This is a genomic window from Moraxella sp. (assembly GCF_030525845.1).
GTDB lineage: Bacteria > Pseudomonadota > Gammaproteobacteria > Pseudomonadales > Moraxellaceae > Moraxella.
Map to the genome: position 1 here is coordinate 24,553 of NZ_JAUNDY010000010.1, position 13,577 is coordinate 38,129.

The window sequence follows — 13,577 nt, forward strand, 5'->3', positions numbered from 1 at the left end:
GCCGTTATAATTTAGCAAATTTTTCACATTAATAAGGGTGTTTTATGGCACAAGTCATTCCATTTAGCAAACTTGGCAAACATGATGTAGAGATTGTCGGTGGTAAAAACTCATCTCTTGGCGAGATGATTAGTAATTTGGCAAATGTGGGCGTGTCCGTGCCAAATGGTTTTGCGACTACCGCAGAAGCATTCAACCGCTTTTTGAATGAAACAGGACTGCTTGACAAAATCAATGCCGAGCTTAAAGGGCTTGATGTGGACGATGTCGAAAAATTAGCCGAAGTTGGTGCTAAGGTACGTGGCTGGGTTGTTGACCAAGAACTCCCCAAAGACCTAGAAGATGAAATCCGCACTGCTTATGCTGAGCTGACAGGCGGTCAAGACGTGGCGGTGGCGGTGCGTTCGTCTGCGACTGCTGAGGACTTGCCTGATGCGTCTTTTGCAGGTCAACAAGAGACATTCCTCAACATTCGTGGCATTGACAATGTGCTGATTGCCATTAAAGAAGTCTTTGCCAGTCTGTACAATGACCGTGCGATTGCCTATCGTGTTCATAAAGGCTTTGAACACGCAGGCGTGGCACTCTCAGCGGGCATTCAGCGAATGGTACGCTCAGAGACGGGCACCTCTGGTGTGATGTTTACGCTTGATACTGAGAGTGGCTTTAATGAAGTGGTATTTATCACCGCAAGCTACGGTTTGGGCGAAATGGTGGTGCAAGGGGCGGTCAATCCCGATGAATTTTATTTGTCCAAAAAACTCCTTGCCGAAAATCGCCCTGCGGTGGTTCGCCGTAATCTTGGTTCAAAACACATCAAAATGGTCTATGGCGATGAAGGTAGCACCAAACGCTCCACCAAGATTGTCGATGTCGATAAAGCCGACCGCAATCAGTTTGCTCTGACCACCGATGAGTTGACTCGTCTTGCCAAACAAGCCCTCATCATCGAAAAACACTACGGCTGTCCGATGGACATCGAATGGGCAAAAGACGGCGACACAGGCGAACTCTTTATCGTCCAAGCTCGCCCAGAAACGGTCAAATCCCGCCAAGACAAAACCAGCATGGAGCGTTATGTCATCAATAGTAAAGGAGCAAAAGTCCTTTGTGAGGGTCGCTCTATTGGTCAGCGTGTGGGAGCGGGCAAAGTGCGTATCGTTACCAATCTAAATGAAATGAGCAAGGTAGAAGAGGGCGATGTGCTGGTGTCCGACATGACCGACCCAGACTGGGAACCTGTGATGAAACGAGCCAGTGCCATCATTACCAATCGTGGTGGTCGTACCTGCCATGCGGCGATTATCGCTCGTGAGCTTGGCGTGCCTGCGATTGTGGGTTGTGGTAATGCCACCGAACTGCTCACAGACGGCCAAGAAGTTACCGTCTCCTGTGCTGAGGGCGATACAGGCTTTATTTATGATGGCATTTTGGATTTTGAGGTGCAAAAAAATTCTGTCGCCACCATGCCAGAGCTTGGCTTTAAAGTGATGATGAACGTGGGTAATCCTGACCGCGCCTTTGACTTTGCTCAAATTCCAAACGAAGGCGTGGGCTTGGCTCGCCTTGAATTTATCATTAACCGCATGATTGGCGTACACCCCAAAGCCCTACTCAATGTTGATACCCTGCCCCAAGAAACCAAAGCCCAAGTCTTTGAACGAATCGCAGGTTATAACTCGCCTGTGGAATTTTATATCAACAAACTCATCGAAGGTATTTCTACCCTTGCGGTGGCGTTCCGTGATAAGCCTGTCATCGTGCGCATGAGTGATTTTAAATCCAATGAATACGCCAACCTCATCGGTGGTAAGCTCTACGAACCGCACGAGGAAAACCCCATGCTAGGTTTCCGTGGGGCGAGCCGTTATATTTCGGAAAATTTCCGTGATTGCTTTGAGCTTGAATGCCGTGCGTTGAAGTATGTCCGAGATGACATGGGACTGACCAATGTCAAAATTATGATTCCTTTTGTGCGTACCACAGGCGAGGCAAAAGCGGTTATTGAACTGCTTGAAAAAAATGGCTTAAAGCGTGGACAAAATGATTTAGAAATCATCATGATGTGCGAATTGCCAACCAACGCTCTCTTGGCTGATGAATTTTTGCAATACTTTGATGGTTTCTCCATTGGCTCAAACGACCTAACGCAATTGACGCTTGGTCTTGACCGTGATAGTGGTATTGTCTCGCATCTATTTGATGAGCGAGACCCTGCGGTCAAAAAACTGCTTGGTATGGCGATTGAGGCGTGCCGCAAGCAAGGTAAGTATGTCGGTATCTGCGGTCAAGGGCCGTCCGACCACCCAGACCTTGCCAAATGGCTCATGGAACAAGGCATCAGCTCAGTATCGCTAAACCCTGATACAGTGTTGGATACTTGGTTGTTCTTAGCGAATAAATAAAACATATGGGGACAGCACGATGCTTGTCCCCATACTTACGTTTTACGCAACACGGAATAATGATATGATGAAATTTTTAACAATAGTAACTTTTGCCCTATTGCCACTCTCAGCTCTCGCCAATCAAGTGTACTTTCAAAGCCCATCTGGTAATATTTATTGCGAAGGTGGAAACGGTAGCGTTGGGTGCTTTATTTTTGAAACCAATCAAGGCGTCAATGATGGTTGTGCTTACATTATTGAAAGCGGTGCTAGCAAAGCTCGCCGAGTATGCGGTGCAGATGGTTCAAATGATGATGAGCCAGTTACCACCTTGCATTACGGCAAGTCCATCAACGGTAAGGGCTGGACTTGCACCAGTCAGCAGGTAGGCATGCGGTGCGTAAACAAAGCAGGCAAAGGCTTTCAGTTAAGTCGTGCCAAACAAAGCTTATTTTAAAAAGCATAAATTTAAAAAAAATTGCAAAAACCCCTTGACTAAATTTTAAAATCAGCTATAATATGCACCCATAGCAAGCAACAATGCTAACCACTCATGCCAGTGTGGTGAAATTGGTAGACACGACGGATTCAAAATCCGTTGCCTAATAAGCGTGTCGGTTCGAGTCCGACCACTGGTACCATCTATTTTTCCGCTTACGTTCGTGGAAGTTCACAAAACCCCTAAAAATCAATATTTTAGGGGGTTTTTTAATGCCTTATTTTTCCGTTTTCGTTCGCAAAAGTTCGTTGCAATCCGCAAATAATGACAGTACAATTAACAGTATGAGATTTTTGCATACTGTTAATTGAAAAGGCTGTTCTATGGCTCGCCAAACCCTACCCCTTACAAGCACTCAAATAGACAAAGCCAAGCCCAAAGATAAACTCTATCGCCTGTATGACGGCGGTGGACTTATCTTGAACATCACCCCGACTGGGGGCAAATACTGGTACTTGCAATACAAGCACCCCATCAACCAAAAATCGCAAATGCACAAATTGGGCGATTACCCCACCCTATCGCTTGCAGACGCTCGCAAGGCTTGCCAAGACTGTCATAAGTTACTTGCTCAATACATTGACCCCAAAACCCATTTCAGACAATTGAAAAAAGAACGAAAACGCTTAGCAAAAAACACCTTTGGTTGGATTTGTGCGGCGTGGGCAGACAAACAAAACTGGAAAGACAATACAGCAAAAAGGCGACAATACCGCCTCAATTTATTTAACGAACGTTTTGGGCAAACGCCCATTGACAAAATCACCACCGCCGACTTGATAGACTTATTGCAAGACATAGAACGCACCCACCGCCAACGCAACGACCCCACCAAACCTAGTGATATGGCAGACAGGTGCAGGGGGCATTTGATTGACATTTTTGCGTGGGCAACCTTGCACGGCTATTGCAAGCAAAATCCGATGAGCGACATCGCCAACGCCAAAACTAGCCATGTACTTACCGTTGTTAAATACGGTAATCGCAAAGCATTAGTAAAGCCGTCCGAATTTGCACACTTACTCAAAGATATTTTTGATGATAATACGATGGACAGCCACACTCGTCATAATATGCTACTGCTTGCCTACACCGCTGTGCGAAATGGCGATATTCGGGCGATGAAGTGGGTGGATTTAGACTTGGACAACGGCAAATGGGAACTTATCCCCATCAAGGGGCAAAGTAATAGCGGGATAAAAATGGTTGAAAAAATGACCGTCCCTCTATCCCGTCAAGTCATCAAAATTTTACAAAAACAGCACGAACTCACAGGGCATTTACCTCATGTGTTCGCCAAAGACACCAAAGACGGCTATATATCAGATGGAGCGACCTCCACCGCCCTAAAACGCTTGGGCTACGGCGGATTACACCAGTCGCACGGATTTCGGTCATCTGCCAAAAGCATTCTGATGGGTGAGCTGGATTATAGCGATTTGATTACAGAAATGATGTTGGGACACCAAGTCAAGGGGGATAATCCCTATATGCGAGCGGATTTGTACACCAAGCGGTGCGAACTTATGCAGACGTGGGCGGATTATTGATGACTTGGCAAGAGGTAAGGACACAACGCATTACAAGGGCGTATATCGTGAAAAACCAAGCGACATCTTACAAGCATTAATCAATATGATGGGCAAAGATGAATTGATGAGAATTTTGCAAAACAATAAAATTTAGCCAATAGCATAAAAAACCGCCCCAAAGGACGGCTTTTATCGGTTTATCGGTCAAAATCAGGCATGACCCTGCAAAGTACCCACCAAGACAATGGTTAAAAGTCCTGCTTTTTCGCCTTTGGCAGGCGGAGTGGTTACTTTGAGCTGGACATCAGAAATTGGGGTGAATATTTTGGTGATGAAAATGAGTATGACAGCGAAATTTGGCGGTTAAGGGGTAGAATAGCTGATACATTGGGCTTTCGTGCGGTCAGCTATGTGGACAATATGGGGTTTGTGAATTATTTGGTTGTTAGGTAGGAATATAAAAGAAATTATCTGACCCTACCTAAGCCACAAATGAAAGGGTGTTGCACCCAGTGCAAGAAGTTAATGAAGGGATTTATTGCAAAAATGAGCGAGATTTTTCGCGGCGGGCATCACTATTTTGCACCCCAAGAATTTATAATACCAAAAAGTAAAATCAATAATGCCATTGCCTTACAAGCCAATCTGAGTAGGGTGCTATTAATAAACCTCAATGATTTACCATCAACACATGGGAAAATACTGTCTTTCGTTTAAAGTTCAACCAAAAAACTCTCTAAATTTTTATCAATATCAGCACGCCATTTAAAAAGTAGCATAAAGGCTCAATCAGTAAAGCAAATAAATAACAGAAAAGCCTGCCAAATAAAAGCCAAAATCATTGCTTTGTACGAAACACTAAATATAGGGGTAGTAGCACATCTAATAGCAAAATTTGACAAAGCAGAAAAGCGACATTTACCAGAAAACAGTCAAATACAACAAAGCTGTGTCAGCTCCTAGTTAGATTGCCAGCAAGCAACCCATCTAATAACCAACACAGCTATAACAAAATACTCCAAACAACCCCTATAAGGTTTAATAGGTTAGGGGTTCAGGTGCGTAATTTGAGGCTAACTCCTTTAAAATCTATGATTTACTTGGTTTTAATCACAAATGAACGCACCCCGAACAGTCAATCAGTTACTCGCCATCACTTCCGCCACTCTGATGACTTGGGTGCTATACCCCATTTCGTTATCATACCACACATAAAGGGTGGCACGGTTGTCGCTAGCAATGGTCGCTTTGGCATCAAAAATCGCCACTTTTTCAGAACCTAAAAAGTCGGTAGAAACGGCTTCTGGACTGTCTGAGTAGTCAATTTGCTCTTGCCACTCGATACTTTGTGATTTGGCTTTGATAAAGGCATTCAACTCATCGGCTGAACCCACTGCTTTTTCAAAGTTAAGATTCAAAATTGCCAATGACACGTTCGGTGTTGGCACACGAATGGCATTACCCGTCAATTTGCCTTTGAGCTCAGGAATAGCTTTGGATACCGCAGAGGCTGCCCCTGTGGAAGTCATGACCATGTTGAGTGGTGCAGCACGTCCACGACGGTCGGATTTGTGATGGTTGTCCACCAAGTTTTGGTCGTTGGTAAAGGCGTGGACGGTTTCCATGTGTCCACTCTCAATACCATAAGTGTCATGCAAGACTTTAAGTGTTGGCGTGATGGCGTTGGTGGTACAGCTTGCTGCTGACACGATGGTGTCCGTACCGATGGTATCGTGGTTGACACCATAGACCACGTTTTTGATGTCGCCTTTGGCAGGGGCGGTCAGTAGTACTTTTTTCACGCCTTTGCTTGCCAAATGCTTGCCAAGTCCTGCTTCATCTTTCCATTTGCCAGTATTGTCAATCACGATGGCGTTATCAATACCATGAGCGGTGTAGTCCACTTCCGATGGGTCAGAGGCATAGATAAACTTGATAAAACGACCGTTGACAATAATACCACTATTGGCACTATCAATTTCCACCGAACCATCAAACCAACCATGCACGCTATCACGCTCTAAGAGTGAACCACGCTTGGCAAGGTCGCCTTCGCCTGCTGGACGCACGACAATGGCTTTAAGCTGTAAGCCCTTATCGCTGGCAGGACGGCTCATGAGCAAGCGAGCCAAAATTCGTCCAATACGACCAAAGCCATAGAGCACCACATCGGTGGCAGGGACTTCTGCACCGCTGGCAAAATCGCTGGCTTTTTTGCCTGCTTTGACTGCCTGACCCAAATCAACGGTGGTATTAGCCACAGTCAACTCTTTGGCAAGTGCCAAGGTCTGTGCCACATCAAGCCCTGCTTTGGCATGCTTTGCCAAGATGTCCGATACCGACAAAGAAACACGCTCGCCAAAAAACAAGACATTCACGTTTTGGGCAGATAATTTAGCAAGGGCAACCAGTAGCTCGGTGGCAACGGCTTCGCTTGCTTGACGTTTGGCAAGATGGTTTTGATAGATACTCATGGTAATGTCCTTTTATAAAAAGATGGAATAATAGCCATAAAACGGCTAGATTTTAAAATAAATTAGACGTCTTGACAAGTTATATTAAATTAAAAAATATATCCATTTTTTAAATAAATAAATATTCACCAACCACCCTTATCATCACAAAAACGCCCGTATCCCTGCCACCGCCACCGCCCCATGTTGGTATGCTGTCTCCACATCAGACGGACTAAGTCCACCCAATGCAATCACAGGCGCGTCCGCAATTTCTGCCAAATGAGCAAAATCCTCCCACCCCAAATGTGGTGCATTTGGGTGCGTTTGGGTAGGCAAAACAGGCGAAATCATCACCGCCATGACGGGGTGAATTTTTGCCAATGCGTTGATTTTTTGGATACTTTTTTCATCATGACAACTGGCAATGACTGGCAAATTAGGTAAGGTTTGCGATGATAAATCTAGTGTCATCAGCTCATTTTGGGTCAATCGCACCGCCGTGATGCTGGAATTATCAACAATGTCTTGTAAAGACACCACCAACCTTAAATCAGCTCTTTGTGATGACAAAGTATGGATAAGTTTGGCATTGGTTTGGTGGTCTGCCTGTGTACGCACCATCAGCGTACGTCCTTTGGGCAAAGATAAATAAAAATCCAACCAGTCGGTTTGTTTTTCAAATTCACTCAATGGACGACTGATGGTGATGACAGACGGCAAGGCAAGCCAGTTTAAAATGGGGGCATTGGCGGTGGGAAAACGCTCAGTTTGACTTAAAATCCCCTTATCATAAAAACCAATGTGCTGACCGTCATTACCTACTTTTTTATCTTTAAAATCAAGATATTGCTCATCATTCAGCCAAATTTGATAGACAAATAACCGCACGATTTTATCGCCATAATCATGACCAATCCGCCCAAGTTTGGTTGCCACATTGTGAGAAATATCAAGCCCCAATTCCTCGCCCACTTCTCGGATTAGGGCATGATTGGGGGTTTCACCCTGCTCGATTTTACCGCCCACAAATTCTAATTTACCGCCTTGATGTTGGTGGTCTAGGCGTGTCGCCAACAAAAAAAGTTCGCCATAGCGAAGGACTGCCACCGCCACAGGGACGATTTTGGGGGTATTTGTTGATTTTGTCGTCATAAAAATACCTTTGGTCTGAAAATACGTAAATTTTGCCAAATTTTGCAATTTATATTTGCAATCTTTATAAAATTTGTTATCATATTATCAAATGATAATTTTTATTGTTTGTAATTTTTTTATATTTACATAAAATTATCATTTTTAGCCAATATTTATTATCAGCTAGACGGCTCGGAAAAATATCCGCATCCCGTCCAAACACAAGGAATATCGTCATGACCATGACCATTGCCCGTTATTTTAGCAACCGTGAAGCAACTCGCTTGCCAACTTTGCACTCACAAAACCTATTTGCCCTGACTAAGGAAGTCCGCATCGAACATCAAGGAGAGGAGTACCGCTTGCGTTTGACTCGCAATAACCGCTTAATTTTAACCAAATAACCCGTCGTCACAAAAAAGCACCTAATATGGGTGCTTTTGTTTTTGGTGAGTTTATTAAGACTTCGCTTCGGTTTTATGGCAAATGTTGCATCGCACCACACATCAAAACTTCCAACGATAAATCATATCCACCATTTTTTCGGTGGCTGATACCGCCTCAACATACACACGTCGAGTGAGCTGATACCGCATAGACAGCTCAGTTTTGGCGTTAAACACACCCACCCCATAGCGAATGTACAAATCAGGCGTAATATAACCTGTGATATTGACATGCGTGTCATTTGAGTTGCCGGAGGCATCTACCGTCAAACTTTCTAGACCCAACGCACTACCAATTTGATTGGTTAGTGAACGAGTGCCTGACAGTCCTAGACTTAGACCTGCTGCTGCAAGATTGTTAGCAACCTGCGAGCGAAAACCCTGCTCGGAGATTTGACTATCCGCAGAGGGATCCAATCGACCCGTTACAATGGCATTCATCGCTTGTTGCTCGGTCAGTCCCGCATTATTAAAAACGCTAATCTCTGGCGAGCTTGCCACGCCCTTAATACGTAGCCCCACCGTTTGACCCTCCACTTCTTTTTGAGCCTCCATGGATAGGCGTGGATTTAGCAGGTCGCCATTAAAGCGGATTTGGGCGTAGTTAATTTCTAGATTTTGTCCCACACCATCGATTTTGGTGCGCTCAGACACCTGTATCACACCACGAGCCTGCATGCTACCCTGCCCGCTTTGGGTAAGAAACAATGCCCCAGCCAATGGCACCTTTGCCCCAAAACCACGAAACACCACATCATCACCCAAATCCAGTCCAATATTTGCATTGATGCTCCATGGGGCAGATGCCGATAAAACCTTTGAGGCATCGCCAAGCATACCACGGTCAAGCACCGAAACATCAGTAGACTCTGCCACTACATCATCTTGTGCTTGTGGCGGACGAATGATGGCACTAGGAACGGCAAGCACACCTTTGATGTCCACATAACGTGATAGTGGTTTGACCACCACCTCAACCTCAGGACTGATTTGAGCAACCATCACTGGCGGTGAACTGATGGCTAAGTCATTGGCAGAAATATCAAATTTAGCTTGAAGTTCATTTTGCCAGTCTATTTTACCTGTCAGTTTACCCGTGCCTTGCCCTCCCATAAAGCGACCCACCAAATCCGCTTGCGTGCCAGAAATGGTAGCATCTAGCTCAATGTTGGTTAAATCCATCGGTACACCCCTAACAGCCACTCGCCCATTTGTCATCTCGGCATTGCCATAAAATAGTGGGCGACTAAGCGTACCCCCCAACCCCCCTTGCAGGGTCGCCATACCCGATAAAGCACTAAAACTTGGCAAAAACGGTCTAAGTACAGACAAATCAATATCGGTTGCCACCATTGCCCCTGATATAGGCTTATCTTCTTTAAAAGGATTGACGATCACATCAACATACCCCTCTCCGATAACACCTGCCACATCGGCACGAAGTTTTAGACCTGCTGGCGTGCTTTGGGCGATGAGCGAAACCCTCTCATAGGGCACTTCCACATAGCCTGTGTCATCGGCATATAAACCAACTCGCCCATTATCTGAATACAATACTGCTTGGATTTGAGGATAGGCATTGCCCTTTTTGTGGCTGACTTTGGCTTTACCATTTAGTTTGGAACGCCAAAAAATACCTGTAGGTAAGGCGGGAGATAGCACGGCTGTATCTAGGTTTTGAACAACCACATCGGCGTGTATTTTTTCATCGGGCAAATAAGTGAATGTATCGTTCAAGCACACCACTCCCACATCGCTGATGCGAGTTTGGGTGGTTTGCCAGCAGTGCGGTGCTATTTTTAGGCTTTTGTCCAAGCCCACACTAAACTGCGTAGGCTGTCTTTGGGAAAGTAGCCCAAAACGTGTCTCCATACGACCCTCGCCAAGCACCCCCTCATACACCCCCAACCTCTCGTCAAAGCCCCCCGCTACTTTGGCACGTACTTCAACATTGGTATTTTTGGTGGTAATGGCAAGTTCATGCTGACTTTGAGTACCCTTAAAATCAACCCTTGCTGATTTTAGTACACGCCCCATCGCAATGACATCAGAGACTTCCACAAGAAACTGACTGGGCGAATTTCCCAGATTAACCACTTTACCCACCACATTTGCCTTTTGCAGGATGATATCTGCCGTACGCACGTCATTGGCATTAATGTCCACATAGATTGTCGGCAGTGCTCTACGGTCATCAACCAAAACCAACCCCCCCTTGATAGCACCACGTGTGGTTGGCATGATTTGGCTTAAATCTGTCAAATTTAGGGTGGTGGTTAGATTTTTTTCGGTGCCATGCATGTTCATGATGTTATCGCCTAAGCGAAATTGCACGCGATTGGCGTTTAATTCATGGATAAATTGACGTGTTTTTTGGGTGTTTTTATCAAGCTGTTTTTGAAAATCCGTCAAACTTTGCAAATCAAAACTCTCAGGTGTATTTTTTAGACCGTGTAAATACCCCCTAAAATCTTTCGGCAAACTAAACTTCGCTGACAGCGACCCTGTGGCAAGCACCTTTTGTCCACGCAGATGACCTGACATATCAAGCTCATTAATGGCAACTTGCTGAACATCATCTCCCCACGCACCCACAGTAGCAAAATTACCCGTCAAATCACTGTCCATGCCCTGCACAAGCCCACCCAAGTCAAAATGCTTAGTCTGTGCCACCAAATCCCACGCCATTTGTTGAGCATCAAGATGACCTGACACAGACAGAGACGAAGGTTCATCGGATGTTGTGCCAGCATAAGTCAGGTTGTGAAGCTTAAATCGTTGATTTTCTCCCGCCAAATCAAGTACCAGTGTACCCTCTGGAAGTTTGGCGTGCGACACCTTGCCATTAAAGTTGGCAGTCATGTTGGTAAGTTTATCATCTTTGTAAGCACCCACGCTTTTGATGTCGCCAGAGATTTTTGCAAGCAAGGCATGATTATCACTAAAAATGACCGTATCTAGTCCATCAAGATTGGCATCAATATCCCAGTCAATTCCACCAGCAAAGCCCACCTTACCTTCGCCTGTCAATCTACCATTGGGCGAATGCAAGGAAAGTGTCTTAATGTCCACATGGTTGGTATCGCCCCCCATCACAAGATTCACATCACTGACGCCAAGTTTGGGTAAAAAATCCTGCCTAAGCTTGCCACGCACACTCATCTCAAAACCATCTAATGCAGCATCAAGCAAGGTAACTTTGGTTTTTGCTTGTCCGTTTAGAGAAATGGTATTGGAGGTTTGTGCATTGCTTAGGGTCGCTGTCAAATCAGAACGCACCACCTCAATGTCGTGGAGTTGTTTTTGGCGGTTTTGGGGGGTTGTCTGGGTTAGCATTCGCCCTGTCAGCAGTGCATTTCCTTCAATCAGCTCAATCGGCGCATTCAAATAATCCTTGGTTAAAACACCTGTACTACTCACATCAAATTGCCAAGTTAATGGTTCTTTTGCATGAGCAAGGTCAATTTGCCCCTTGCCTGACAAATCACCCATCTTGCCTTGATAACCAAAATCATTAATATGAATTCTATGACCATCAACCACCATCTGCACCTGATAGTCACCACTAGGGGCGGTGGAGAGCTTATCAATATTTGCCTTAGCATCGATGCGTGTCTGCTTATCTAAGATGATGCTTGCCGACCCATGCGGACTGTTAATACCATCCAAATGAGGCACACCCTCTCGCACAAGGTTTTGCCAATTGGCATTAATATGCCAAGGGGCGTGAGATTTTCCTTGATGTTGGGATAGGTCTGCCAAAACACGTTCGCCGTCTTTTTGGGTCAAATCAAATTCTAAACGTGTCTCGTTTTTATCTTTATCCAAATAAAAATAACGAAAATCCAACGCACCCGTCAGCGTCTGCGGCAAATAGGCTTGATATTCACGGTACTCACGAGGCATAAAATCACGCACATGAACGCCCTCCCCCACCGCTTTGGCGTGCAGTACAAATTCATCAGACCAATCCATATCCCCATGAGCATATAGCTGACCGCTGGCAGTATCAGCAGTCAATGACACCACCTCCATGCCATCATGAGTGATGATACCTCGACCATAATACCGACCAGTCGGTATGTATTTTCCTGTCAAATCGGTATTGACACGCAGTTCAATCCGTGAAACCACGCCATCAGCCGTAATAACCCCATCTGTGATGGTCATATTTTGCTCATTGGCATATGGCAAAACTGCATTTGGCACGTACAACTTAGCACTAAATGGTACGCCTTTATCCAAACTTTGCACGCTAAACTCGCCATGTATATCATGTTTATTGTATTGACTAATAACCGTGCCATAGGTGCGTTTTAAAGTGCCATAGGCTTTGGCGTGCAAGACATCAAAATACGCCTTTTCAATGACAGGGATTTGGACGGCAGCGGTAACATTAAGCGGATAATCCCCCTGCAAATCAATCTTACCATCAGCTCCGCTGATTGACACCATGCGATTGACATCTAGCGACACCCCAGAGACTTCTGCGTGGGTTTTTGACCACTTACCGTCTGCTAGGGCAATGTCATATAAATAAAAGGCTTCTTGGTCTATTTGTTGGTAGCTGACGACATTTGCCCTAATATTTTGTAGGCGAAGCGTCATGGGGATATTTAATGTGGGGTACTCAAAAGGGCTGTCCGTAGGTGGTTTTTCGTTGATAATATCAAGACGGTCAATGTGAGCTTTTGATAAATGAACCTGCCCTGCCAATAGCGAACGCCAGCCAAGCTGTATGTCAGCATGATTCACCAAAATCTGCATGTCTTCATTTGGTGCGATGACAACATCAGCAACCTGTACGCCACGATAAAGTGTGCCATCTTGATAAGTTAGCGTAACGCCTGTGCTTTTAATGATTTTTTCTAATACAAACCTCGTACCTGCTTCACTGGCAATAAAGCCCCACACACCCAAAAACACCACCACAAACATCAAAAACACGCCAAGCACAAACCGTCTTAGTGGTGCAAACCTTGTGGATTGAGGAGGATTTAAGGGCAAATCTGCCTCGTTGCCACCAGCTTTGGCGACATCGTCATGATGATTATGTGGCTGATTTGTCATGATAAAGCTGTCTTTTTATGTGTGTTTGGAATGTGTTTAAGGATAGTAGCAGA

8 protein-coding genes and 1 tRNA gene are annotated in these 13,577 nt (G+C 45.1%); 6 read left to right on the plus strand and 3 right to left on the minus strand.

What is annotated here, in order from left to right; translation table 11 throughout:
* Positions 1 to 44: 44 nt before the first annotated feature.
* From ppsA to Q4B79_RS05435, 5 genes are all read left to right on the plus strand, one after another.
* A complete protein-coding gene (gene ppsA, locus Q4B79_RS05415; RefSeq protein ID WP_303085412.1) occupies positions 45 to 2,405 on the plus strand; it encodes a phosphoenolpyruvate synthase in 2,361 nt (786 codons plus the stop codon).
* Positions 2,406 to 2,469: 64 nt separating this feature from the next.
* Entirely contained in the window at positions 2,470 to 2,844 is a 375-nt protein-coding gene (locus tag Q4B79_RS05420) for a DUF6636 domain-containing protein (protein ID WP_303085413.1), read from the plus strand.
* Positions 2,845 to 2,942: 98 nt separating this feature from the next.
* A tRNA-Leu gene (locus Q4B79_RS05425) sits at positions 2,943 to 3,028 on the plus strand.
* A gap of 181 nt (positions 3,029 to 3,209) precedes the next feature.
* Entirely contained in the window at positions 3,210 to 4,436 is a 1,227-nt protein-coding gene (locus tag Q4B79_RS05430) for an integrase arm-type DNA-binding domain-containing protein (protein WP_303085414.1), read from the plus strand.
* Positions 4,437 to 4,662: 226 nt separating this feature from the next.
* Entirely contained in the window at positions 4,663 to 4,785 is a 123-nt protein-coding gene (locus Q4B79_RS05435; protein WP_303085415.1) for a hypothetical protein, read from the plus strand.
* 772 nt (positions 4,786 to 5,557) lie between these two features.
* Here Q4B79_RS05435 and Q4B79_RS05440 read toward each other — a convergent pair.
* A complete protein-coding gene (locus Q4B79_RS05440; protein WP_303085416.1) occupies positions 5,558 to 6,892 on the minus strand; it encodes a glyceraldehyde-3-phosphate dehydrogenase in 1,335 nt (444 codons plus the stop codon).
* A 144-nt stretch (positions 6,893 to 7,036) separates the two neighbouring features.
* On the minus strand, positions 7,037 to 8,026 hold the full coding sequence (locus Q4B79_RS05445) for a thiamine phosphate synthase (protein ID WP_303085417.1): 990 nt from the start codon (positions 8,024 to 8,026) through the stop codon (positions 7,037 to 7,039).
* A gap of 224 nt (positions 8,027 to 8,250) precedes the next feature.
* Between Q4B79_RS05445 and hemP the strand changes: the two genes are divergently transcribed.
* A complete protein-coding gene (gene hemP, locus Q4B79_RS05450) occupies positions 8,251 to 8,412 on the plus strand; it encodes a hemin uptake protein HemP (protein WP_249100859.1) in 162 nt (53 codons plus the stop codon).
* Positions 8,413 to 8,514: 102 nt separating this feature from the next.
* On the opposite strand, the gene Q4B79_RS05455 is transcribed toward hemP, so the two are convergent.
* The gene (locus Q4B79_RS05455; protein WP_303085418.1) at positions 8,515 to 13,524 is read right to left on the minus strand and encodes a translocation/assembly module TamB domain-containing protein; all 5,010 of its coding nucleotides are present in this window, start codon (positions 13,522 to 13,524) and stop codon (positions 8,515 to 8,517) included.
* Positions 13,525 to 13,577: the final 53 nt, after the last annotated feature.